Origin of the sequence: Pseudomonas sp. MWU347 (genome assembly GCF_017947305.1) — a bacterium.
In the GTDB taxonomy this organism is placed as follows: domain Bacteria; phylum Pseudomonadota; class Gammaproteobacteria; order Pseudomonadales; family Pseudomonadaceae; genus Aquipseudomonas; species Aquipseudomonas putida_A.
This window is the reverse complement of record NZ_JAFGZB010000003.1, coordinates 572290-597271: the sequence shown is the minus strand read 5'-3', so window position 1 is coordinate 597271 and position 24982 is coordinate 572290. Positions and strand designations below refer to the sequence as shown.

19 protein-coding genes are annotated in these 24982 nt (G+C 61.1%); 7 read left to right on the top strand and 12 right to left on the bottom strand.

Annotated elements, in window-relative coordinates:
* Positions 1-171 precede the first annotated feature (171 nt).
* On the top strand, positions 172-918 hold the full coding sequence (locus KCG87_RS09030) for an SDR family oxidoreductase (RefSeq protein ID WP_007968514.1): 747 nt from the start codon (positions 172-174) through the stop codon (positions 916-918).
* 142 nt (positions 919-1060) lie between these two features.
* Here the strand turns inward: KCG87_RS09030 and mapR are convergent, their stop codons facing one another.
* From mapR to KCG87_RS09015, 3 genes are all read right to left on the bottom strand, one after another.
* Positions 1061-2470 carry a GntR family transcriptional regulator MpaR gene (mapR, locus tag KCG87_RS09025; RefSeq protein ID WP_008087199.1) on the bottom strand — a complete coding sequence of 470 codons (1410 nt, stop codon included), beginning with the start codon at positions 2468-2470 and terminating at the stop codon, positions 1061-1063.
* A gap of 221 nt (positions 2471-2691) precedes the next feature.
* Positions 2692-4122: a cytochrome c oxidase accessory protein CcoG gene (ccoG, locus tag KCG87_RS09020; protein WP_097090108.1), complete on the bottom strand. Its 1431-nt coding sequence runs from the start codon at positions 4120-4122 to the stop codon at positions 2692-2694.
* A gap of 195 nt (positions 4123-4317) precedes the next feature.
* Complete coding sequence (locus KCG87_RS09015; RefSeq protein ID WP_135295705.1) at positions 4318-4566, bottom strand: DUF3203 family protein; 249 nt, start codon at positions 4564-4566, stop codon at positions 4318-4320.
* Between the two features lie 122 nt (positions 4567-4688).
* Between KCG87_RS09015 and KCG87_RS09010 the strand changes: the two genes are divergently transcribed.
* Entirely contained in the window at positions 4689-5201 is a 513-nt protein-coding gene (locus KCG87_RS09010) for an MgtC/SapB family protein (protein ID WP_027613723.1), read from the top strand.
* A 40-nt stretch (positions 5202-5241) separates the two neighbouring features.
* On the opposite strand, the gene KCG87_RS09005 is transcribed toward KCG87_RS09010, so the two are convergent.
* On the bottom strand, positions 5242-5400 hold the full coding sequence (locus KCG87_RS09005) for a hypothetical protein (RefSeq protein WP_007966757.1): 159 nt from the start codon (positions 5398-5400) through the stop codon (positions 5242-5244).
* A gap of 217 nt (positions 5401-5617) precedes the next feature.
* Here KCG87_RS09005 and KCG87_RS09000 point away from each other — a divergent pair, with 217 nt between their 5' ends.
* The 3 genes from KCG87_RS09000 to glgB all read left to right on the top strand — a co-directional run bounded on the left by KCG87_RS09000 (position 5618) and on the right by glgB (position 13381).
* Positions 5618-7615 carry an alpha-1,4-glucan--maltose-1-phosphate maltosyltransferase gene (locus tag KCG87_RS09000; protein ID WP_210556996.1) on the top strand — a complete coding sequence of 666 codons (1998 nt, stop codon included), beginning with the start codon at positions 5618-5620 and terminating at the stop codon, positions 7613-7615.
* A 190-nt stretch (positions 7616-7805) separates the two neighbouring features.
* The gene (gene treS, locus KCG87_RS08995) at positions 7806-11147 is read left to right on the top strand and encodes a maltose alpha-D-glucosyltransferase (protein ID WP_210556997.1); all 3342 of its coding nucleotides are present in this window, start codon (positions 7806-7808) and stop codon (positions 11145-11147) included.
* A 2-nt stretch (positions 11148-11149) separates the two neighbouring features.
* The gene (gene glgB, locus KCG87_RS08990) at positions 11150-13381 is read left to right on the top strand and encodes a 1,4-alpha-glucan branching protein GlgB (RefSeq protein ID WP_210557000.1); all 2232 of its coding nucleotides are present in this window, start codon (positions 11150-11152) and stop codon (positions 13379-13381) included.
* Positions 13382-13503: 122 nt separating this feature from the next.
* Here the strand turns inward: glgB and KCG87_RS08985 are convergent, their stop codons facing one another.
* Both KCG87_RS08985 and KCG87_RS08980 read right to left on the bottom strand, forming a co-directional pair.
* Positions 13504-14439: an autotransporter outer membrane beta-barrel domain-containing protein gene (locus tag KCG87_RS08985; RefSeq protein WP_348983725.1), complete on the bottom strand. Its 936-nt coding sequence runs from the start codon at positions 14437-14439 to the stop codon at positions 13504-13506.
* 403 nt (positions 14440-14842) lie between these two features.
* Complete coding sequence (locus KCG87_RS08980) at positions 14843-15625, bottom strand: endonuclease/exonuclease/phosphatase family protein (RefSeq protein WP_210557002.1); 783 nt, start codon at positions 15623-15625, stop codon at positions 14843-14845.
* 698 nt (positions 15626-16323) lie between these two features.
* Between KCG87_RS08980 and KCG87_RS08975 the strand changes: the two genes are divergently transcribed.
* Both KCG87_RS08975 and KCG87_RS08970 read left to right on the top strand, forming a co-directional pair.
* Positions 16324-16695, top strand: coding sequence for a hypothetical protein (locus KCG87_RS08975; protein ID WP_135295709.1), 372 nt, complete (start codon positions 16324-16326; stop codon positions 16693-16695).
* A gap of 142 nt (positions 16696-16837) precedes the next feature.
* Positions 16838-17197 (top strand): DUF6124 family protein, encoded by a 360-nt coding sequence (locus KCG87_RS08970; RefSeq protein WP_210557003.1) that lies wholly within the window; start codon positions 16838-16840, stop codon positions 17195-17197.
* 211 nt (positions 17198-17408) lie between these two features.
* On the opposite strand, the gene KCG87_RS08965 is transcribed toward KCG87_RS08970, so the two are convergent.
* From KCG87_RS08965 to KCG87_RS08940, 6 genes are all read right to left on the bottom strand, one after another.
* On the bottom strand, positions 17409-20762 hold the full coding sequence (locus KCG87_RS08965; RefSeq protein WP_210557004.1) for a hypothetical protein: 3354 nt from the start codon (positions 20760-20762) through the stop codon (positions 17409-17411).
* A gap of 255 nt (positions 20763-21017) precedes the next feature.
* On the bottom strand, positions 21018-21776 hold the full coding sequence (locus KCG87_RS08960; protein ID WP_095135586.1) for a PIG-L family deacetylase: 759 nt from the start codon (positions 21774-21776) through the stop codon (positions 21018-21020).
* A 157-nt stretch (positions 21777-21933) separates the two neighbouring features.
* Positions 21934-22620 (bottom strand): glycosyltransferase, encoded by a 687-nt coding sequence (locus KCG87_RS08955; protein ID WP_097089608.1) that lies wholly within the window; start codon positions 22618-22620, stop codon positions 21934-21936.
* Positions 22617-23216: an SAM-dependent methyltransferase gene (locus KCG87_RS08950; RefSeq protein ID WP_210557005.1), complete on the bottom strand. Its 600-nt coding sequence runs from the start codon at positions 23214-23216 to the stop codon at positions 22617-22619. Before KCG87_RS08950 ends, KCG87_RS08955 begins: the two co-directional genes overlap by 4 nt.
* A complete protein-coding gene (locus KCG87_RS08945) occupies positions 23213-23986 on the bottom strand; it encodes a PIG-L deacetylase family protein (protein WP_095135593.1) in 774 nt (257 codons plus the stop codon). Before KCG87_RS08945 ends, KCG87_RS08950 begins: the two co-directional genes overlap by 4 nt.
* Positions 23983-24981 (bottom strand): acyl-CoA dehydrogenase family protein, encoded by a 999-nt coding sequence (locus tag KCG87_RS08940; RefSeq protein ID WP_210557008.1) that lies wholly within the window; start codon positions 24979-24981, stop codon positions 23983-23985. The genes KCG87_RS08945 and KCG87_RS08940 overlap by 4 nt, the downstream gene beginning before the upstream one ends.
* Position 24982: the final 1 nt, after the last annotated feature.

Genomic DNA, 24982 nt, shown 5'->3' with positions numbered 1-24982 from the left:
GTTGCCCGGCATCACGGCTGCTTCGCAGCCGAGCGGGAGCAAGCTCCCTCGCCACAAAAAACATCTCAGTCTCATGCAGGGTTTTGTCTTTGACAGAGCCCATGCAAAACCGCCCAATGGCGGTTATTCTTCAACCCGACTGTTACGTGTGCATTGGGGGGAAGGGCCAGCATGGATAAAGTCATGGTAATCACCGGTGGCGGGCGCGGAATTGGCGCCGCTACGGCGTTGTTGGCTGCCGGGCAGGGCTATCGGATCTGCATCAACTATCAGTCGGATGAACAGGCCGCGCAAAGCGTGCTGGAGCAAGTGCGGGCGCTGGGGGCGCAAGCCATTGCGGTACGCGCCGATGTCAGCATCGAAGACGAAGTGATCGCGCTGTTTCAGCGGGTCGACACCGAATTGGGGCGGGTCACCGCGCTGGTGAACAACGCCGGCACCGTCGGGCACAAGTCGCGGGTCGATGAAATGTCCGAATTCCGCATTCTCAAAATCATGAAAACCAACGTCCTGGCGCCGATCCTCTGCGCCAAGCACGCGATCCTGCGCATGTCGCCCAAACACGGCGGGCAGGGCGGCAGCATCGTCAACGTCTCCTCGGTCGCCGCGCGCCTGGGCTCGCCCAACGAGTATGTCGACTACGCCGCGTCCAAAGGCGCGCTCGACACCTTCACCATCGGTCTGTCCAAGGAAGTGGCGGGTGAGGGGATTCGGGTCAACGCGGTGCGTCCGGGCTATATCTATACCGATTTCCATGCACTGAGCGGCGATCCTGATCGGGTCAGCAAGCTTGAGTCGGCGATTCCGATGGCCCGGGGCGGGCGCCCGGATGAAGTGGCGGAGGCGATTGTCTGGTTGTTGTCGGACAAGGCTTCTTATGCGACCGGGACGTTTGTTGATTTGGGTGGCGGGCGCTGATCGTTGGGATTTGTGTTGCCTGATCTGGACTCTTCGCGAGCAAGCCCGCTCCCACAGTAGACCGCGTTTCTCCAGATGGAATGCGGTCTACTGTGGGAGCGGGCTTGCTCGCGAAGGCGTCATAAGCCCCAACATCTGTCTGTCAGAACGACCGCACAATCCGCCCCAACGTCTCCATCGCCTTCTCCGAATCCTCGGTCCACGGGCTGCCGTAATTCAGGCGAATGCAGTTCCTGAACCGCTGAGTCGGCGAGAAGATCGGCCCCGGCGCGATGCTGATGCCCTGCGCCAATGCCATCTGAAACAACTTCAACGAATCCATCTGCGGTGGCAGTTCCAGCCAAAGGAAGTAGCCGCCCGCCGGCTGGCTGACGCGGGTCTGCGCCGGGAAATAGCGGGCAATCGCTGCGAGCATCGCGCTTTGCTGTTCTTCCAGGGCGTAGCGCAGTTTGCGCAAGTGGCGGTCGTAGCCGCCGTGTTGCAGGTAGTCGGCGATGGCCGCTTGCGCCGGCATCGAGGCACAGAGCGAGGTCATCAGTTTCAGCCGTTCGATTTTCTGTGCGTAACGCCCGGCGGCGACCCAGCCGATGCGGTAGCCGGGGGCCAGGCTCTTGGCGAACGAACCGCAGTGCATCACCAGCCCTTCGGTGTCGAAGGCCTTGGCCGGTTTCGGTGCCTGCTGACCGTAATAGAGTTCGGCGTAGACGTCGTCCTCGATCAGCGGCACCTGATGCCGGCGCAGCAGTTCCACCAGTTCCTGTTTCTTCGCCTCGGGCATGGTCGCGCCCATCGGGTTCTGGAAACTGGTCATGCACCAGCAGGCCTTGATCGGATGGCGCTCCAGGGTCTGGGCGAGCACGCCGAGGTCGATACCGTCGCGCGGGTGCACGGGGATTTCCACGGCTTTGAGTTTCAAGCGCTCCAGCACTTGCAGGCTGGCGTAGAACGCCGGGGCTTCGATGGCCACCAGATCGCCCGGCTCGGTCACCGCTTGCAGGCACAGATTCAGCGCTTCGAGGGCGCCGTTGGTGATCAGCAGTTCTTCCATCGGCAGCATCAAGCCGCCAACCATGTAGCGCAGGGCGATCTGCCGACGCAGTTGCGGGTTGCCCGGCGACATGTCGGTGACCACCATGCGCGGGTCCATCTCCCGCGCCGCACTGGCCAGCGAACGTGACAGCCGTTGCAATGGGAACAGGGTCGGGCTGGGGAACGCCGAGCCGAAGGGCACGGTGCTCGGATCCTTGATCGATTCCAGCACCGAGAACACCAGTTCGCTGACGTCGACTTCGGTGGAGTCGTTGACGTGGCTGCTGATCACCGGCTCCGAGAACGGACTCGGTGCGTGGGTGTTGACGAAGTAACCGGAGCGCGGCCGCGCGCGGATCAGACCGCGACGTTCCAGCAGGTAATAGGCCTGGAACACCGTGGACGGGCTGACCCCGTAAGTCTGGCTGGCGTAGCGCACCGACGGCACCCGTTGCCCGGGGCCGAGTACGCCGGAGCGGATCAGTTCAGCGATGTCGTCGGCGAATTTTTCGTAGCGTTTCATCGGGGGCCTTGGTGCTGGTTGGATGTGTAGGGTGTCAGGGAAAGCCCCTCACCCTAGCCCTCTCCCGGAGGGAGCGGGGACTGATCGGGTTGTATGTTCGAGTTACGCCGACTTGAAAGCCCGGAGTCGAACTCGGGTTTGAACGCCACTGAGATCTGCTCCCTTTCCCCCCTCGCCCCCTGGGGGGAGAGGGCTGGGGTGAGGGGGAGGATTCTAACGGCTCAGCGATTCATCGGTGCCACAAACCTGCTTTTCGCCACGCTATAAATCTCGGGCTCGTCGCTGTCGGCGATCTTGAAGCTCAAGGTCTGCGAGCTGCTGGCCGGACGTTCGGTGGTCATCGCCACCGACACCGGCACATCGACAATCTCCCCCGGCGCCAGGCTCAGTTCGGTCTTGCCCTGCAACTGGAAGCCGTCGCCGTCCACCAGGCTCAGGTTGTAGTCCTGGCGCTGCTGGGTCTTGTTGATGACCTTGAGGGTGTAGATGTTTTCGATCTGGCCCTGACCGTTCTCGCGGAACAGCCCGCGATCCTTGGTCACATCCAGCGAGACCATGGGCCGTTCGACCAAGGCCAGCGCCAGTGCGCCGATCATCACCAGCAGCACCGCGACATAACCGATCAGCCGAGGCCGCAGCAGATGGGTCTTGCCGCCCTGCAATTCGCGTTCGGAACTGTAGCGGATCAGGCCGCGCGGGTAATTCATTTTGTCCATGATCGAATCACAGGCGTCGATGCACGCCGCGCAGCCGATGCATTCCATCTGCAGGCCGTCGCGGATATCAATGCCGGTCGGGCACACCTGCACGCACAACTGGCAATCGATGCAATCACCGAGGCCGGCTTCGGCGGGTTTCACGTCGCGTTTGCGCGGGCCACGGTTTTCGCCACGGGCGACGTCGTAGGAAATCGCCAGGGTGTCCTTGTCGAACATCACGCTCTGGAACCGCGCATACGGGCACATATGCATGCACACCGCTTCGCGCAGCCAACCGGCGTTGATGTAAGTGGCGGCGGTGAAGAACAACACCCAGAACAGACTGACCCCGCCGATCTGCAGGGTGAACAGCTCTTCGGCCAGCGGCCGGATCGGCGTGAAGTAGCCGACGAAAGTCAGCCCGGTCATCACGCTGATCGCCAGCCACAGGGTGTGCTTGGCCGCGCGCCGCGCCAGTTTGTTCAGGCCCCAGGGCGCCGCTTGCAGTTTGATCCGCTGGTTGCGTTCGCCCTCGGTGACTTTTTCGCACCACATGAAGATCCACGTCCACGAGCTCTGCGGGCAGGTGTAACCGCACCAGACCCGGCCGGCGAACACGGTGATGGCGAACAGACCGAACGCAGCAATGATCAGCAGCGCCGAGAGCAAGATGAAATCCTGTGGCCAGAAGGTCGCGCCGAAGATGTGGAATTTGCTTTCGGCCAAGTCCCACAGCACGGCCTGACGACCGCCCCAGTTCAGCCACACGGTGCCGAAGAACAGCAAAAAGAGAAAGCCCGCGCCGCTGATGCGCAAGGTGCGGAACAGGCCGGTGAAACTGCGGGTGTGGATGTGATTGTCGGTGGAGCCGGCCTTCGCCTTCATGGGGCGACCAGGCACATTTTTTATGGTGGGGCTTGCTTCTACGGTTCGGACGGGGATTTGTTCGCTCATGGTCATTCGCTCATCAGCCTCCATCAGGCGGACGAACTATGAGCGCCGATCTGTTTGCATAACAGACTCAGCTATTTGAATAAAAAGCGTATCAGATGGCGTTTAGTACACATCCTGCGACAACTTGAAGCAGCCCGCAGACGCAGGCGCAAACGCCTATCGCAGGCGTCTGCGCCGGATGTTGATCCGGGTCAGTCAAATCACCGAATCACTCTCGTCGGCCTTCAGGTGCTTGCGACCGTCTTTCGCGCCGGCGACGGTCAGGGCGTCGGCTTCTGCTTCGGTGATGTAAATGCGCCGGTTTTCAATCTCTACGAACGACATGGCTTTTTCGCTATCCGTTTTGACTTCCAGGGTGTCGCAGATACGAATTTCTTCTCCATTTTCAACGGTGAAAAAACACACTTTTGATTCGGGGTTGGATTCATCGATTCGAACGGGCATGAGGCTGTCCTTTTTTCATGGGTACCTGAAAGGTTAGGGCGCGCGCTTTGCCGATCGTTCTGCGCAACTGATTAATGGTCGCCGCTGTCCATCCACTAACGACAAATAAGAAGGACGGAGCGATGAACGCCTGGTGGCATGAAGTGTGGGTGACGCTGCAAGCGGAGTTCGCCGACGTCGGCGATGCCTCGCAACTGACGCGCATCACCGTGCGCCTGTTGATGGCGGCGGTGCTGGGCGGAATTCTCGGTTTCGAACGCGAGCACAAGGGCAAGGCTGCAGGAGTACGCACGCACATGCTGGTGGCGTTGGGGGCGGCGCTGTTTGTGCTGGTGCCGCAGACCTCAGGGGCTGAATCCGATGCGATGAGCCGGGTGTTGCAGGGAGTGATCGCCGGGATCGGCTTTTTGGGCGCCGGGACGATTCTGAAGAATCAGGAGGGTGACGAAGGGCACGTGAAAGGACTGACCACGGCAGCCGGGTTGTGGATGACGGCGGCGATCGGCGTGGCAGCCGGGTTGGGCAGGGAAGCGACGGCGCTGCTCAGCACTTTGCTGGCGCTGGGGATTTTCAGCGTGATGCCACGGGTGGTCAGGATGTTTGAGAAGGATGGGGAGAAAAACCAGCACCTGTAACCGATCGTTCCCATGATGGTGGGAACGATCGGCTGGGTGCTTAGACGATCACCGGTGGCATCGTCGTCGGCGGCTCTTCCTTCGGCGGTGGCGTGGTGCCTGGGGGTTCCTGCTCGGGGACCGGTTGTGGCTCGGTCTCGGGCAGGGTGGGTTTGTCGATGTTCGGATCAGGCGTTTCGGCCGGGATCGGGATGTTCATCTGTAGACCTCCGTGTGGCACATGGCGTGAGAAGTGCTTAAGTGGATTGACCACCGTGTGATGAATTCGATCCGCTTTTCTGACCAGACAAATCCCTGTGAACTTTTCCCCGCGCCGGTCGCTCGGAACCTAAGTGAGTTCAAGTCGGGGCGGGTGCCTCATTGTGAACACTGTTCCGGCACAAGAGCGTCCTTGGGGCGTTAAGGAGAGATGCTCGATGTCTGCTGAAAAACCTTCAGAGCAGAGCTACAACCCGCACATGCCGCTGTCGCAGGCGTTGCTGCTGCCGCGCATCGTGATCGAAAACACCATGCCGACCCTCGATGGCGGGCAGTTTGCCGTGAAGTCGATCGTCGAGCGTGACGTGATCGTCACCAGCAAGGTCTTTGCCGACGGCCACGACAAGCTGGCCGTGCGCATCCGCTGGCGTGCCGAGGGCGAAGAGTCCTGGCACAGCGAGGTGATGAACGAGCTGGGCAATAACAGTTGGCAGGGGCAGTTTCGTCCCGACCGCCAGGGGCGCTACCTGTACTGCATCGAAGCGTGGATCGACCATTTCGCCAGTTTCCAGTACGAACTGGAGAAAAAGCATAACGCCGCCGTCCCGGTGTCACTCGAACTGCAGGAAGGCCGCAGCATGGTGCAGCAGGCTGCCGAACGCAGCGAAGGTCAGCTCAGCGAGGAACTCGCTGCCTTGCATCACGAATTGTCCGGCCTGCTCGAAACCGAGCAGGTGGCGCTGTTTCTGCACTCGCGCAGTGCGCAATTGATGGCGCAGGCCGATCACCGCGCCTATCTGAGCCTGAGCGCTGAATTCCCGGTGGATGTCGAACGGGAACTGGCCGAGTTCGCCAGTTGGTACGAGCTGTTTCCACGCTCGATCACCGACGATCCCAAGCGTCACGGCACTTTCAACGACGTGCACTCGCGGCTGCCGATGATTCAGGACATGGGTTTTGACGTGCTGTACTTCACGCCGATCCACCCGATCGGCCGCGCCCACCGCAAGGGCCGCAACAATTCCCTGACCGCAGGTCCCGATGATCCGGGCAGTCCGTACGCGATCGGCAGTGAGGAGGGTGGCCATGAGGCGATTCACTCGCAGCTCGGCACTCGCGAAGATTTCCGTCGGTTGGTCGCCGCCGCCGCTGAGCATGGCCTGGAAATCGCCCTCGATTTCGCCATCCAGTGTTCGCAGGATCACCCGTGGCTCAAGCAGCATCCAGGCTGGTTCAACTGGCGCCCGGACGGCACGATCAAATACGCGGAAAACCCGCCGAAGAAATACCAGGACATCGTCAACGTCGACTTCTATGCGCCGGATGCGATCCCCAGCCTCTGGGTGGAACTGCGCGATATCGTCGTCGGCTGGGTCAACGAAGGTGTGAAAATCTTCCGCGTCGACAATCCGCACACCAAGCCGCTGCCGTTCTGGCAATGGCTGATCGCCGATGTGCGGGCGCTGCACCCGGAAGTGATCTTCCTCGCCGAGGCGTTCACCACGCCGGCGATGATGGCGCGGCTGGGCAAGGTCGGTTATTCCCAGAGTTATACCTATTTCACCTGGCGCAACACCAAGTCGGAGCTGGCGACTTACTTCACCGAGCTCAACGAGTCGCCATGGCGCGAATGCTACCGGCCGAACTTCTTCGTCAACACGCCGGACATCAATCCGGCGTTCCTGCATGAATCGGGGCGGCCGGGGTTTCTGATCCGCGCGGCGCTGGCGACCATGGGCTCGGGCCTGTGGGGCATGTATTCCGGTTATGAGCTGTGTGAGGCGGCACCGGTACCGGGTAAGGAGGAGTATCTCGATTCGGAGAAGTACGAGATCCGCGTCCGCGACTTCAATGCGCCGGGCAACATCATTGCCGAAATCGCCCAGCTCAACCGCATCCGCCGGCAGAACCCGGCGTTGCACACGCACTTGGGGCTGAAGGTCTACAACGCCTGGAACGACAACATTCTGTATTTCGGCAAGCGCAGCTTTGACGGCAGCAATTTCATTCTGGTGGCGGTGAGCCTCGATCCGCACAACGTGCAGGAAGCCAATTTCGAACTGCCGCTGTGGGAGATGGGCCTGCCCGACGACGCAACCACCCACGGTGAAGACTTGATGAACGGGCATCGCTGGGACTGGCATGGCAAGTATCAATTCATGCGCATTGACCCGGCGTACCAGCCGTTCGGGATCTGGCGGATTACTGCCGCGTAAGACCTTGCTCAAAAACTTGTGGTGAGGGGATTCATCCCCGACTGGCTGCGCAGCAGCCACAAAGAACAACCGGGTAAAACTGAATAAAAGCAGGGCCGCTTCGCAGCCCGTCGGGGATGAATCCCCTCACCACAGAGCCCCTCATCACAGGGCATCCGTGTGGTCTGACAGAATTGAACAGGAGTTTCACATGGCGAAGAAACCCAAGGCAGCCACCTTTATCAAAGACCCGCTCTGGTACAAGGATGCGGTGATCTATCAAGTTCACGTCAAATCGTTTTTCGACTCCAACAATGACGGGATCGGCGACTTTCCCGGCCTGATCGCCAAACTCGATTACATCGCCGAACTCGGCGTCAACACCATCTGGCTACTGCCGTTCTATCCGTCGCCACGTCGCGATGACGGTTACGACATTGCCGAATACCGCGGCGTACACAGCGACTACGGGACCATGGCCGACGCCAAGCGCTTTATCGCCGAGGCGCATAAGCGGGGTTTGCGGGTGATCACCGAGTTGGTCATCAACCACACCTCGGATCAGCACCCGTGGTTCCAGCGGGCGCGCAAGGCCAAGCCCGGTTCGGCGGCGCGCGACTTTTATGTGTGGTCGGATGACGACCAGAAATACGACGGCACCCGGATCATCTTCCTCGACACCGAAAAGTCCAACTGGACCTGGGACCCGGTCGCCGGCCAGTACTTCTGGCACCGTTTCTACTCGCACCAGCCCGACCTCAACTTCGACAACCCGCAAGTAATGAAAGCAGTGCTGTCGGTGATGCGTTACTGGCTGGACATGGGCATCGACGGCCTGCGTCTCGACGCGATTCCGTACCTGATCGAACGCGACGGCACCAACAACGAAAACCTGCCTGAGACCCACGACGTCCTCAAGCAGATCCGGGCCGAGATCGACGCGAATTACCCCGACCGCATGCTGCTGGCCGAGGCCAACCAATGGCCGGAAGACACCCAGCTGTACTTCGGCGACACCGATGCCGAGGGCGTCAATGGCGACGAATGCCACATGGCCTTTCACTTCCCGCTGATGCCGCGCATGTACATGGCGCTGGCCCAGGAAGATCGCTTCCCGATCACCGACATTTTGCGCCAGACCCCAGAGATTCCGGCCAACTGCCAGTGGGCGATCTTCCTGCGTAACCACGATGAGCTGACGCTGGAGATGGTTACCGACAAGGAGCGCGACTACCTGTGGAATTACTACGCCGCTGACCGTCGCGCGCGGATCAACCTAGGTATTCGCCGGCGTCTGGCGCCGTTGATGGAGCGTGACCGCCGCCGCGTGGAACTGCTCAATAGCCTGCTGTTGTCGATGCCGGGCACGCCGACCCTGTATTACGGCGATGAAATCGGCATGGGCGACAACATCTACCTCGGCGACCGCGACGGCGTGCGCACGCCGATGCAATGGTCGATCGACCGCAACGGCGGCTTCTCCCGCGCCGATCCGGCCAGCCTGGTGCTGCCGCCGATCATGGACCCGCAATACGGTTATCTGTCGGTCAACGTTGAAACCCAGGCCGGCGATCCGCATTCGCTGCTGAACTGGACGCGACGCATGCTCGCCGTACGCAAGCAGTCCAAGGCGTTCGGTCGCGGCACGCTGAAGATGCTCTCGCCGAGCAACCGACGGATTCTGGCGTACACCCGCGAGTTCACCGACGCCGACGGCAAGCACGAAATCATTCTTTGCGTGGCCAACGTCTCGCGCAGCGCGCAGGCGGCGGAACTCGATCTGTCGGCCTACGTCGGCATGGTCCCGGTGGAGATGCTCGGCGGTAATGCGTTCCCGCCGATCGGCCAGTTGAATTTCCTCCTGACCCTGGCGCCGTATGGTTTCTACTGGTTCGCCCTGGCTGCAGAAAACCAGATGCCGAGCTGGCACGTGGAACCGGCGCAGAGCCTGCCGGACTTCACCACGCTGGTGCTGAAAAAACGCATGGAAGAACTGCTCGAAACGCCGACCCGCAACACCCTGGAGCAGAGCATCCTGCCGAGCTGGCTGCAGAACCGCCGCTGGTTCGCCGGCAAGGACGCAGCCATCGAGCAGGTCAATCTGGCCTACGGCGTGCGCTTCGGCGATGCGCAGCATCCGGTATTGCTCAGCGAGATCGAAGTCACCAGCGCCGGGCAGACCAGCCGCTATCAACTGCCGTTCGGCTTCATCGCCGAAGATCAGGTCGGCCCGGCGTTGCCGCAGCAACTGGCATTGTCCCGTGTTCGTCGCGGGCGTCAGGTCGGTCTGATCACTGACGCGTTCAGCCTCGAAACGTTTGTCCACGCGGTGCTGCAAGGCATGCAGAGCAACACCGTGCTCAACTCCGAACAGGGCGAGATTCGTTTCGCGCCGACCGCGCAACTGGAAAAACTCGGCCTCTGTGCCGAATCCGAGGTGCGCTACCTGTCGGCCGAGCAATCGAACAGTTCGGTGGTGATCGGCAACAGTCTGGTGCTGAAGCTGATCCGCAAGGTCGCTTCGGGTGTACACCCGGAACTGGAAATGAGCGCGTACCTGACCGAGGCCGGTTTCGCCAACATCTCGCCGCTGCTCGGCTCGGTGATCCGCCGCGATGACGCGGGCGAAGACAATTTGCTGATGATCGCCCAAGGCTATCTGAGCAATCAGGGCGATGCCTGGGAATGGACGCAGAACAACCTCGAACGAGCGTTGCGTGATGAACTGGCGGACGCGATGTCCGAGCAGGAACAGCATTACAACGCCCTCAGCGAGCTTAAGGACTTTGCCGGCATGCTCGGCCAGCGTCTGGGCGAAATGCACCAGATGCTGGCGGCGCCAAGCGACAACGCTGACTTCGCCCCGCAAACAACTAGCGCCAAGGACGCCCAAGCCACTGGCAAGGACGTCGCGGCGCAGGTCGAGCATGCGTTGAAGCTGCTCAAGCAACATCAGAGTCACTTGAGCGCGGCGGATCAGAAAATGGTCGCGCGGCTGCTCGACAACAAAAAAGTCATCCTCGGCCATGTGCAGGAACTCGCGCAGAAAGCCGTTGGCGGTTTGCGGATTCGCGTCCACGGCGACCTGCACCTGGGTCAGGTGCTGGTGATCAAGGGCGATGCCTATCTGATCGATTTCGAGGGTGAACCGGCGCGGCCGCTGCACGAACGGCGCGGCAAACACAGTCCGTACAAGGACGTCAGTGGTGTGCTGCGCTCCTTCGATTACGCGGCGGCGATGACGATCAACGTGCACAACGTCGATCACAGTCCAGAGTCGGAAGCGGCCCGGCATCGGGTTGCCGAGCGCTACCTGCGCGAGGCGCGCGAGGCATTTGTTCAGGCGTATCGCCAAGCGGCAGCTAGTCTTGATCATGCCTGGCAGGATCCTGCAGGTGCCGACGCTGCGCTTGCGCTGTTCGGCCTGGAGAAGGCGGCCTATGAAGTGGCCTATGAAGCCGAAAATCGCCCCACGTGGCTGCCCGTGCCGTTGCACGGTTTGTATGGGCTATTGACGGGGCTTAAACCCTTTTCCGATCTTGGTGGAGAGTAGTCATGAGTTTCTCGAACAAGGAACAGGGTCACGCTAAAGAAGCGTTACTGCCGGCGGCGCGGGACATCGACGCCCTGGTGCGCGCGGAACACCACGACCCGTTTTCCATTCTCGGCCCGCACGGTGATGGTGCCGGTGGGCAGTTCATCCGCGCTTATCTGCCGGGTGCATTGAAAGTCGAAGTGCTGGACAAGGACAGCGGTGAAGAACGGGGCGAACTGCAAGCCACCGAAACGCCGGGATTGTTTGTCGGTCACTTCGATCAGGCGCGGCCGTATCTGCTGCGTACTCGTTGGGCCGGCGGCGAACAGGTCGCGGAAGATCCCTACAGCTTTGGCCAGTTGCTCGGCGAAATGGATTTGTATCTGTTCGCCGAAGGCAATCATCGCGACCTCAGCAGTTGCCTCGGCGCGCAACTGACCACGGTCGATGGTGTTGATGGCGTGCGATTTGCCGTGTGGGCGCCGAATGCTCGCCGAGTGTCGGTGGTCGGCGATTTCAACGTGTGGGATGGTCGTCGGCATCCGATGCGCCTGCGCCATCCATCCGGGGTCTGGGAATTATTCATTCCGCGCCTGCAAGCGGGAGAGTTGTACAAATACGAGATCCTTGGCACCCACGGCATCCTGCCGCTGAAGGCTGACCCGATGGCGCTGGCCACCAGTCTGCCGCCGGACACCGCGTCGAAAGTCGCCGCACCGCTGCAGATCAACTGGCAGGATCAGGACTGGATGAACGGCCGTCGCGAACGGCAGAAGCATTCAGCGCCGCTGTCGATCTACGAATTGCATGCCGGCTCGTGGCAGTGCGAACTGGACGATCTGGGCGAAGTCGCCCGCCAGTACACCTGGCCCGAGCTGGCCGAACGACTGATTCCTTACGTCAAGGAACTGGGTTTCACCCACATCGAACTGATGCCGATCATGGAGCACCCGTTCGGCGGCTCATGGGGTTATCAGTTGCTCTCGCAATTCGCCCCGAGCGCCCGTTACGGCACGCCGGAGCAGTTCGGCGAGTTCGTCGACGCCTGTCACCGCGCCGATATCGGCGTGATCCTCGACTGGGTGCCAGCGCATTTCCCTACCGATACCCACGGTCTGGCGCAGTTCGACGGCACGGCATTGTATGAATATGGCAACCCACTGGAAGGCTTCCATCAGGACTGGGACACGCTGATTTACAACCTTGGGCGCACCGAAGTTCACGGCTACATGCTGGCGTCGGCGTTGCACTGGTTGAAGCATTTCCACATCGACGGTCTGCGCGTTGATGCGGTGGCCTCGATGCTTTATCGCGACTATTCGCGCAAGGCCGGCGAATGGGTGCCGAACCGTCACGGCGGGCGCGAGAATCTGGAAGCGATCGATTTCCTCCGGCACTTGAATGACGTGGTCGAACTGGAAGCCCCGGGGGCGCTGGTGATCGCCGAGGAATCCACCGCTTGGCCGGGCGTCAGCCAGAGCACCCAGCAGGGCGGTCTCGGTTTCGCCTACAAATGGAACATGGGCTGGATGCACGACTCGCTGCACTACATCCAGCAGGATCCGGTGTACCGCGCGCACCATCACAACGAATTGAGTTTCGGTCTGGTCTACGCCTGGTCCGAGCGCTTCATCCTGCCGATCTCCCACGACGAAGTGGTGCACGGCAAGCACTCGCTGATCGACAAGATGCCCGGCGACCGCTGGCAGAAATTCGCCAACCTGCGCGCCTATCTGAGCTTCATGTGGACCCATCCGGGCAAGAAGCTGTTGTTCATGGGTTGCGAATTCGGCCAGTGGCGCGAGTGGAATCACGATCAGCAACTGGACTGGTACCTGCTGCAATACTCGGAACACAAAGGCGTGCAGAAACTGGTCGGCGACCTCAATCGCTTGTACCGCGAAGAACCGGCGCTGCACGACCAGGACGATGCGCCGCAGGGTTTCCAGTGGTTGATCGGCGATGATGCGATCAACAGCGTGTACGCGTGGCTGCGCTGGAGCAAGGACGGCAAACCGGTGCTGGTGGTGGCCAACTTCACTCCGGTGCCGCGTCAGTCGTACCGGGTTGGCGTGCCGTTCGCCGGGCGCTGGAACGAGCTGCTCAACAGCGATGCCGACACCTACGCCGGGTCCAATTATGGCAATGGCGGCGGGGCGTTTACCGAAGAGGTGCCGAGCCATGGCCAGTCGCTGTCGCTGGAGCTGAATCTGCCGCCGCTGGCGGTGTTGATTCTCAAGCCGGAGGGTTGATCCGCGACCGCGTCGCTGCCATCGCGAGCAGGCTCACTCCTACATTTGGAATGCGTCTCCCTGTAGGAGTGAGCCTGCTCGCGATGGCGTCAGCTCAGAGGCCATCGCCCCTCAAGCCGAAATCACCAACGCATCCGCACCCCCAGGCTGCCAATCAACCCGTTCAAGTCATTGTCATCCACATCACTGCTGTAATCGGCGCTGACATACAGGCTGACCGCCGGCGTCACCCGCGCCACCAATCCCAACCCTAATTCGACCGTCGATGATTTGCGGCTGCTGCTGATCTTGTCGACCTGATCGAGAGTCACCGTGTTGCCGGTGTAGACCGTGTGCCAGAGGTTGGTGCGCACGTAGGGTTCCACGGGCAGACCGTTCACATCGTAGCTACCCTTGAGGCGGGCGCCGACGCGGCCGCTCCATGCCGACAGATCCGATGACGACGCATTGCCGGAGCCCGCGTACGGCGTGTCGAGGGTGATGCGCTGATTGATCAGCTGCGCCTGGGGTTCAACCACCCAGTTGCCGCCCAGGCCGATCGGATACCCACCTTCGACCGAGAAGGTCATCGCACTGCCTTCGGTGGCCTGGCGCACGCCTTGTTCGTTGCGACTGAAACCGCTGACCCGGCCACCGCTGGCCGTCAGGTCGACATGCCAGCCTTGCGCGCCAGTCAGGCGGTAATAAGCGCCGAGGCTCTGTCCTTGCAGGTTCAGAGTGTCGACGGCCGGGTCGGCGAGGGCGCGGCTGTTGATCGGGCCGCCGCTGTTAGCCTGGATCTGGTTGTATCCGCCAATCAGGCCGAGGGTCTGAGTGTGGCCGCCGGCGCTTTGCACGGTGATTACTGGCGCGCCTTTGAAGTCGCCGTGGCCGGGCGTGGCAAAACCTGGCGACAGCACGTCGGTTTGCGCTCGCCGAGCGCTTTGCCCGTACAACTGATCCCAGGCCACCGGTGCCAGATCCTCGGTGATCAGGTCGGCGCCGCGCAGATCGGGACGGGGACTCAGGCGTTGGGGCCCGGGGGTAATAACGGTCGCCGGCAGGGTCAGGACGGGCACGTCCTAGCGATACCAGGGGGTGGTTTCATCCGCTGCAGGACCGGCCTGCGCCTCCATGGATGAGCACAGCAGAATCGAACTCGACACTGTGCAAAACGTCACTTTGATTTCTTGCGGGGTGAATGAGCTTTTCATGGAGGTCTACCTTGCAAGCGCATGCGGGCTCTCTTTTCTGGCGTCTCTCCTACCCCGAACGAGGGGCGACCGAATGGGGCGGGGCGAACCGCGGCGCTCGATTTCGCGAGTGCCGGAAGGGTCGCCCCGGTTAGTGATTCCGGGGGTAGTAAGGTAGAGATAAGAAGAGTGATGCCCATGCGTCAAGAAACTGAACGATGAGCGGTACGGCTAAATCAGGCGCTGCAAGTGTTTGTTTTTCTGCACATATCTAAGTCGTTGTCTGTGCTTACAAATGCACTTCGACCGCCAGCGGCAAATGGTCCGACAAGTGCGTCCACGGCTTGTTGCCGAGGATCTGCGGGTCGTGGCTGCTGGCATTGCGCAGGTAGATGCGGTCCAGGCGCAGCAGTGGAAAACGCGCAGGGTAGGTCTTGGCCGGGCGGCCGTGGTGGCGTTCGAAGGCTTCGTGCAGATAATCGCGGCGGGCGAGGGCGATATTGCCCTGCAACTGCCAGTCATTGAAGTCGCCGGCAATGATCACCGGTGCATCGTCGGGCAATGATTCGAGCAACTGGCAAAGCAACTGCAACTGCAATTGGCGGTGGCTTTCCAGCAGACTCAGGTGCACGCAGATCGCGTGGACTTCGGCGTGGCCGGGTACGTCCAGCACGCAGTGCAGCAGGCCGCGGCGCTCGGGGCCGGTGATCGACACGTCGAGGTTGCGGTATTCGCGGATCGGGTATTTCGACAGCAGGGCATTGCCATGATGACCATCGGGGTACACCGCGTTGCGCCCGTAGGCAAAGTCGCTCCACATGCTGTCGGCAAGAAATTCGTATTGCGAGGTTTGCGGCCACTCGTGGTAGCGATTGGAATGGCGCTCGTGTTCGCCCACCACCTCCTGCAGAAACACCAGATCGGCCGAGGTGCTGCGCACCGCTTCGCGCAGTTCCGGCAGGATGAAGCGCCGGTTGAGGGCGGTAAAACCCTTGTGAGTGTTGACCGTCAGCACGCGCAGGCGATGGATGACGGGGGCGTCTACGGCGTGACGCTTGGGATCGCTGGACACGTTCACTCCTCTGAAAAAACGGCTTCCTGTTCATGCGACTGGTCTGTGAGCGGGCAGTTCCTTCCAGATGCCTCAGGCCGTAATACAAATCACCAGAGCCGCCAGAAAACCTGTGGGAGCGAGCCTGCTCGCGAAAGCGGCCTCACAGTCGACCAATCTCCGACTGAATGCACTCGGTCAAATGGTGGGAGCTGGCTTGCCAGCGATGACGGCCTACAAGACGATCACCCTCCCAACTGAATGCACTCATTCCAACTGTGGGAGCGGGCTTGCTCGCGAAAGCGGCCTGCCAGACAGCATCAAAACAACAGGGTAACTCTCGATACCCCCGCGCATATAAACCTAACTCCGCAACCACGTTTAAAGTACACGAACCGTTACGCCATAACGGCTACAACGCCTTGCGCCGTTACCTACGCGTACGCCAGAATCCGCCGGCTTACACGGCTATGCGATGGGCTTATCGTTTCCCTGTCACTGGAAAACAGTGATCGGGTTTGGTAGCCCATTTCGGTACGGTCGTATGGCGTCACCTTATGCAGCCTCTTTTTGGGGCTCAGTTTTATGGTGGACATGCGTGGGGCTCATTCGTGAGCGCCGGGTTCCGTATCGACCGGTCTACCAACCCGCGCATGGCCGCCACCCATCGTTTGGTAGCGAGGGTGATGGCTCCTATTTCTCGATACGGAGTTTCATCCATGTTCAAAGCCACACCCAACCCCCCAGACACCTCGATCCCGTACGACCCAGCCCTCGACCCGCAGAAGATAAAAGCGGCAACCGACCGCGCCATCAACTTCTACCTCAACCCCGGCGCATTGAAGATCTCGATCCCTTCAACCTCGTCATGCAAGGCGAACAGAATCTTCCTCATCGACCCCACCGTGGACGAAGAAACCTTGCTCGTCGAAGCCTGCGAATCATTGGCCGCCGCCAGCGACATGGCCCGCGATATCGGCGACGTCGTCGACCACCCACAGCGCCGGGCCATGCTGATGCTGCATCAGGTGATCATGCTCAGTGAACTGATGGTCAACCGGGTACTGGACGGCCGCCGCGTCCCGAACTAACTGCCCGGCCCCCCCTGTAGGAGCTGCCGAAGGCTGCGATCTTTTGATGTTGCTTTTAAAAAACAAGATCAAAAGATCGCAGCCTTCGGCAGCTCCTACATGGAGTCATTCTTCCAAAGTACCTTGATCGGAGTTCCATCTGATGCCCGAAACCCCACCCAATCCACCAATCACAGACCCGCTATCACCCTGCGAATCCCTCAACTCCAGAAAACTCCACGAAGCCGCCGAACGCGCCCTCGACCATTACCTCGCGCCCGCAAACATCATGGCAACCCCCTACACCCCCAGCAGCATGTTCATGGTCAACCCGCAAACCGACACCGAATCCCTGCTGGCCAACGCCTGCGAATCCCTGGCGTCGGCCACGGTGATGCTCGGTGATTTCGCCGGGACGCTGGAGGGACCGAGTCGTAATACAGCGTTGGGCATTGCGCAGGTAGTGATGCTCGGGGAATTGGCGGTGAATCAGGTACTGGATAATGTTGTGCCCAAGGAATAGGCGCTGACAGTTCTGGCCTCTTCGCGAGCAAGCCCGCTCCCACAGTGGATCTGCGTTGGTCACAGGTTATGTGCCTGGCAAAGATCCCTTGTAGGCGTGAGGCTGTTCGCGATTGCCATTAAATAAATCAGTCCCCTTATCTTGCTGACCTAGAGCACCTACTGTTCACCTGCGCCTCTTTCACCGGCGTTTTGAAGGCGACATAAGTTTTTTAGTTTCTGAAAACGACCGTATAAATGGTTAACTGATGGCCATGATCATTCGGCTTTTCCGTCACCGAGAACCTGAGGGTATCGAACGTGTGGCCGTTGTTTGGGGCAACGTACTTTTCAAATCGAATTGGGTTCACACCGGGGCCTTCAAAGAGCACCATTGTGGACACCACCTCATCGCTTTTTAGAAATTCAAGCCGGAAGGGGCTACCCGGTTTCGAATAATATTCGCCTGTGATTGTCGCACTGCTGGCACTTGCATGCCTTAGTGCCAGGGAGAGCACAAGTGTGCCTGATTGGGAATACCCTGGATACAGAAGCGCCTTCATTTGCCGAGGATCAGAGTACGCCCCAGCATATGCGGTTTGCCCGATTCCTGTAATTAACGTTAGTTTGGTGTGCAACCCCTGCATGGACTCCCCTGGTTCGAGAAACTGGACGGGATATGACTGAAAGTCTTCGACGATGAACGCGGGAGCGTCTACGGTCACAGACCACTCCCCCGACTCCGTCCCGCTGCCATACAACGCCTTGGCTTTGAACACATGCTTCGTACGTGTCAGCCCGGTCAGTTCAACAGTCCATATACCTTTGTCATCGGCCTTGGGCTTTTTGCCAGTGGAGGTAGCACCGTCGAAGATTTCCACTTCCTGCCCTACAGCTGCAGTGCCCTCAAGCGTAATTGAGGTGTCGCCAGTCGTGCCGCCCGGAAGAACCTCATTCCCTTTGGAGTCTTCCACTCGGGTAATTTCTGGTCGCACATCCTCAAACGCTTTGATCGTGTAAGTGCGCACTGGAAACTCCACCGCCTCACTCTCCACCGTGCTCTGACCAAGCGCCGCTTTAAACGCCAATTCCAGGCTGCTGTCATCCAGCAGAGCGTTGAGCTCATCGGCTGGAAGCGAAACAGTGAAGAACCGGTCAGCAATCCAGTCGGGGTTGGTGAAGGCCGTCGGCGCACTCCAGATCTCGCGTGTGTAGGCGCTACCGTCGGCATTGGTCCCGTGCAGGCGCAACCAGACGTATTGGTTGAGGGCGATCAGCGGCCAGTCACCCATGCGTACGGAAGCTTGGGTCAGGTTGCCGGTATGCAGTTCCGGGCCGGCGCCGTCGTTGTCGGCCTGCTCGATGGTGGGGCTGGCCAGCGCGCTCTGCGGCATTGCTTGCACCGTCAGGTCAAATTCCCGGGACGGTGTCAGATGACCATCAATGATGACGACGTAGGAGATTTTTACCTGCTTACCCAGATTGAACGCCACCACGCTGTTGGGGATCGCAAACTCAAGCCCTTCGCTTACCGCACGCGGCACTGAGGTGTGCGACCCGCCGGCCGGTGTGCCGTCAGCGCCAGTCCAGGTGACGCTGATTGCATGGTTTGGCAGCAACGCGCTGTTGTCCGGCACCACGATGGTCAAGGTGTCCCTGACCAGCAGCGGGTTGAGTGCGCTGTCGCCGTTGTTCTCCTTGATCGAGGGGGCGAGCAGTTCCAGCGCGACGCCCACGGTGAACACCAATGGATTCGAAAGGCTGGTCTCATCTGTGGCATGGCGCCAGAGCTGGTAGCGGACGGTGATCTTGCCGCCGCGGTTCGGTTCGATGTGTTGGGCGACGAAGGCGGCGTCCAGGTTGATGACCCAGTCTTGTTGGGCGGTTACGGCATTGAATGTGCGGGACCCGGGTTCCTCGCCGGAGATGTCGCCCACCCACTTCCAGGTGGCCTCGTCGTTGGCTACCCATGGCTTCACCACAGGCCTGGGGATGGTCAGTTTACTGGTACCGCCGGGCAGTGTGGCCGGGTCGAGGAAGCCGTTCGCCACCCCGAGGACAATGGGGGCGTCCAGCTCGAATTTCGGTTCACCCACATTGAGCAATTTCGTGTGCAGCGATTCCCGTCTGAGGATCTCGTCGCCTTCGGCTATCAGCAGGTCGTACCACCCCTTCAGGGTTCCGCCGTCAAGGAGCTTGAGGTTGTAGTCATTGACGGTGATGACAAAACCTTCGGGATTCTCGACTTCATCCTCCTCCGGAATGTGCCACTCCAACTCAGGCAGGAAGGTGCTGCCGTCCGGACTTTTACCCAACAGGAACAGCTCAATGCCCATGCCGTACTCGATGGCCGGATCGAACGGAATGCGGACGTTGATGGGTGTCTTCGTGGGATCGATGAAGTCTCCCTCGGCTTCTTCGATGATCGGTGCGGCCAGGCGGTGGGCTGCGCCGGTGACTTGTACAAACTGCCTTTTTGAGCGTAACGGGTCACTGCTGCCGCTGCGTTCCAGCCGATAGAAGAAACTGACCTGGGTATTGACCAGTTTACGCACGGCCGCAATGGACAGCTTGAACTCGTAGTTATGCGGGATATTGTCGACGGTCTGGGGCAGGGCGGTGACTTCGACTTTTTCGCCCTCCAGGGTGGTGCCGAGCATGGTCAAGTGAATGATGTCACCCATCTCGAAGTCTGGCCGGGTGGCCGTGACATGCACCGTGATGTCGTTGTCGCCCTGTTTATCGGCGTCGAGCTTGTTGTTGACGGCCTCTTGAACGATAGGCGCGGCCAGCAGGTCGATGCCGGTGGTGACGACAATGCGGGTTTCCTTGCACCAGTCTTCCGATTCATTGCCGACGATGTCGCGCACCTTGAAGGTGACCGCCAGACCGGAGAGGTCGGTGTCACCAGCCTCTTTAATAGTGGCTTTGGAGACCGTGATTAATATCGGGTTTGCCGCTGGATCGTCGATCTGCGCCTGGGTCACCGGTGTGGAATACTCAAAAAAGCCACCCCAACTGAGATGAATGACGTCGTCCTTCGCGATGTCAGGGTAAGGCAAGCCGCTGCCGGACTCGGACCTGATGACAATCGGCACTCCCGCTTCGGCAACGTCTTTGTCCACACCGCCGTTGACGATTTCCGGGGGAATGTACATGTACAGGTTGGAGTGACCAGGGTCCGGGTCGATGTCCTGGCCACCGGGGAGTTCCAGTTTGACGAAGAGGTTGAGGGGCTTGTCCGGACGCTCTTCTTTTTGATTGGGCTGTTTGATTTCGTAGGTGAGTTGGTAAGGACCTGTCTGCAGATGACGGGGAGCCACCCACAAGAGGGTCGGTTGTTTGAGCTCGGTCTGGTCAATGATGGGACGCCCGTCGACCTCACGGTCATTGAGCAGCAGCTTGACGGTATCGCCGACAGCCTTGGTGGCCCAGACGGGGATGACGACAAGCAGGCCGAGGTCGGGAAAAGTGAACACCGCCGCCCGGTTGATCCCCCACTGACCGGAAGGCAGGAGGCGCCCGAGCACTATCGGGTCCAGCAGTGAATGGGGGGCAGAGATTTTCATCTTGGGCTGAACGAGCATGGACGGAACTCCGTGCGAACTGTCGGGAGACAAAGGGCGTGGAGTTATTCAGCGCTGAAGATGACGGCTCTGGCTACTGTCAGAAATTACAGGTAGGGAGGTATTTGCGATGAACGGTCGTGAGCCATAGCCACTGGCTCGCCGCATATCAATGTGGGAGCGGGCTCGCTCGCGAATAGGCCGGCACATTCAACATCACAGGTGACTGAACCGACGCTTTCGCGAGCAAGCTCGCTCCCACAGGGGATGGGTGTTTCAGATGAAGACAATTTCGTAGGGCAGGCGCATCCGCTCCAGGATCACCGGCGGTAGCATCGGCGCGATGCCGATCGCCGGTTCGCCCTTGAGCTGGCTGGCATAGGCGTGGGTGGCGTGACTTTTTCGCGCGACGGTCCAGGTGTCGAGGCGCAGTTTGCGTGCACGATCCCAGGGGATCAGGCTCTGTTCGCGCTCCGGCCAGTGCCAGGCCCAGACCGCCACGTCGTGATAGGTGGCTCCGGCTTGCGCCGCCGCTTTGGCACTCGCACGTCCGACCGCTTCGTGGTCGTCGTTGCCGTCGTTGCGCCAGGTGCTGAACACCACGTCGCCGGGGCGCAGATAACGCGCGATGAAGCTGGTGATTTCGGTCTCGCGTTCGAGCAGCGCGTTGTCGGTGAACCCGCCGCGCACCCATTTCAGACTGTGCATCGGCAGGCCGAGCCGACGCAGGGCTTCGACGCTCTCTTGCGGACGGAACACGCTCAGGCGTTTTTCCGACCACTGTCGCGAACCGGGATGGCTGGCGCTGCCGTCAGTGATCGACAGCAGTTGCAGCGGATGGCCAAGGCTGGAGAGCAATTGCAGGAGGCCGCCACAGGTCACCACTTCATCACCCGGATGCGGGGCGACGACGACGGCGCGAGCACCGCGGGGAACGAGGCTATGGGTGTTGATGACGGGAATGTTGTCCAGCTGCGGGGCACTGTTCCAGATCTGTACCGGCGGCGGGTTTTCGTTGAGGAATAACGGTTTCATGGGTGCTACGTCCTTGTCGAGTCAGGCCCTCAGCCGAATCTGCACCGTGCAAAAGCAGGTGCGCTCGACCCGTGAAGGCGAATGGATTGCTGTGCGACGCTCCCAACCCTGGATTGCCGCGCAGCAGAGTATTGCTCATGAAAACCGGTTCGTCGCGTTACAGATCAATCTGATCCGCTTTTTTTATGTCTAACTGTACCAATTTTCGCAGGTAGTCCCCGAAACCGCCCCGGGCACGGCTGTCCAGACGGGCGCTGGTGTGCACTTGCGGACGATGGCTCCAGGCAATGTCGGCACCGAGCAACTCCAGTTGCCGCACCAGTTGCACGTCCTCATCACAGGTCAAGGGGGCGAACCCCCCGGCCCAACGATAAGCATCGGCACTGACCCCGAGATTGGCGCCGTGGATATGGCGATGCCCGTCCCGCGCCTGATAGTGGCTGTGATAGCGGATTTGCGCGCTTTCGTCGAATGTCGGATCCCAATGTTCAACGGTCACCGTGCCGCACACCGCGTCCGCACCCAGACCCAACTGCGCCACCAGCCAGTCCTCGGCCACACGGCTGTCGGCGTCGGTGCAGGAGATCCAGCGCGCGCCACGCTCCAGCAACACCTGCGCGCCAGCGGCTCGGGCCTGGCCAACGTTGCGGGCGTCGATGTGCAGACTCAGTACCGGAAAGCCGCTGACGATCTGTGCCGAGCGATCGGTGCAGCTGTCGAGCACCACCAGCACTTCAACCGGCTCGCCGGCCAGCAGCCCGTGTTTACTGGCGCGCACGGCGGCCGTCAGGCACTGTTCCAGCAGGTCTTGCTCGTTGTGCGCGGGAATCAGAATGCCGATCATCGCAGGCCCTCCAATGCGGCCACCGAGCGCGGCTCACGGCTCCAGACTTCAAGGATAAAGTCGGACTCCTGATGCAGCGCCAGACGCGGTAGCGGTAATTGCTCGTGAATCAGGTCATGTACCTGCCGCGCGTTGAGCGGGCAGCCATCGATGGGCGGGCGCCAGTGGCAGGCCAGCAACTGGCCGTCAGCCGTCAGGGATTCATTGATGCGGCGGATCACTTCTGTCAGATCCTGGGCATCGAGGTAGTAGCCGATTTCGCTAAATACAATCAGGTCGAATTTTTCCTCCGGCCAGTCACCGGGCAGGCGACTTTGGCGCACTTCGGCGTGGTCAAACAGGCTCAATCGGGTACGCGCCAGATTCACCGCGGCACTGGCGGTGTCGCAACACAGCAGGCGGTCGCAGCGCTCGGCGAGCTCGGCGCTGAGTTCGCCATTGGCGCAACCGGGTTCGAAGATCGCCCGATAATGCGCGCGAGGCAGGGCGGCGAGGGTGATCGCGCGTTTGCGCTGTTCGTACCAGCGCTCACGGAAGGCCCAGGGATCGTCATTGGCGCTGAATAATCCGTCGAAGTAACGATCGTCGACGCTCATAGAAACACCACTTCGAAAGGTTGCAGCAGGCGATCCAGCACGTACGGCGCCAATACCGGTTGCAGCCCGGCTTGCGGGTCGCCCTCCAACTGACTGGCGAAGGCATGGATCGCGTGGCGTTTGCGCGCCACTTGCTCGGGTGACAACAGAATCTTGCGCGCGCGCTGCCATGGCACTGAGGCGTCTTCGGGGGAGGCCCAGTGCCAGGTCCATACCGGCAATTCGTGGCAGGTGGCGCCGACCCGCCGCGCGGCTTCGATACTCGCGCGGCCGGCAGCTTCGTGATCGCAGTGGCCGTCCTCGCACCAGGTGCTGAACACCACGTCGCCGGGGCGCAGGTGGCGTTCGATGAACGCTACCAGCGACGGCTCATCCGCAGCGACCTGGCTATCGCTGAAACCGCCGCGCAGCCATTTCATCCGGTGCAGCGGCACGCCGAGGCGGCGCAGGGCTTCGGCTGATTCCTGCGGCCGCACCACGCTCAGACGCTCCACCGGCCAGCGCTCGGAGCCGGGGTGACTGGCGCTGCCATCGGTGACCGAGATCAACTGCAACTGACGCCCGGCGGCGGCCAGCAACTGCAACATCCCGCCGCAGCCGAGCACTTCGTCGTCCGGGTGCGGGGCGACAATCACCGCCCGCGCGCCCGGTGGCACCAGACTGAGGACATCGACGCTGTCCAGCGCCGCGAGGTGCCGGGAATGTTGCCATTGCAGCAGCGAAGTGCCTTGGTGGCCGATGATCGGATCGGGTTTGTTCACGGCATTCATAGCGTCCAGGCCTCCTCGGGGTGTTCAGCCAGCGTTTGGCCAAGGGCCGCCAGATCACGCTCGGCATGGCTCTGGCGCAGGAACACCGGCAGATCGGCGCTCAACCGGGCGAAGTGCCGATCCTTGCAGAACGGAGCGGCACCCAGTGCCCGACCGGTCTCGCGCATCACTTGTTCAGCCGATTGCTCGACCACGGCGCGGGCACGCCGGGCCAACAGTTCGGCATCGGCTTCGGGATGCGCATCAATGTGCAAGGTACTGAAGCGCAGCACATTGGCTGCCGCGTACAGCGCTGAATCGACCGCACCGAGGTGGGCGAGGGCGTGCGGCTCCTCGCGTTGTGCGCAGTGTTGACGCAGCACCTCGGCGATCTGCCGCGCCGCGCCGTACCAGCACGCGGCGATGCCGATCCCGCCTTGCCAGAAACCCGGACGATTCAGGTAGTCACCGGGTTCGCCGATGGCCTGGGCTTCAGCGCCGTCGAACAACACTTCGACGCTGCCGGTGGCACCCATGCCGACCGCTTGCCAGCCCTGATCGGTGATGGTCACGCCCGGTTGATCCAGCGCTACCGCGACCAGTTGCTGACGGTCTTCGGCGTCCCACGCGGTGAGCAGCGCATGGCTGAGCACCGCCGCCCCGGAACACCAGGCCTTGCGCCCGTCGAGGCGCACCATGTGCCCGGCCGGTCGCACCTGCACCCGAGCCTGCGGTGGTTCAGCCGCCCACATGCCCCAGGTGCTGCCCGGGGTGGGCGAACCTCCGAGCTGTTCGATGATCGCCAGTGCGTCGGTGTGGCCTTCGTAGAGTTTGCACAAACCCAGATCATGCCCGCCGACTTCGGCCAGACGTTGAAAACGCTCCAGCGTGCGGCCGCTGCCCGGTAACGGCAACTGATCCAGACCGGCCTCGACCAGCGCCCGCAGGCAATGGCCGAGTGCGGCGGTGTCGCGATAGTCGGGCGGGCGGCGCGCCAGATAACTGTGCAGGTCCATA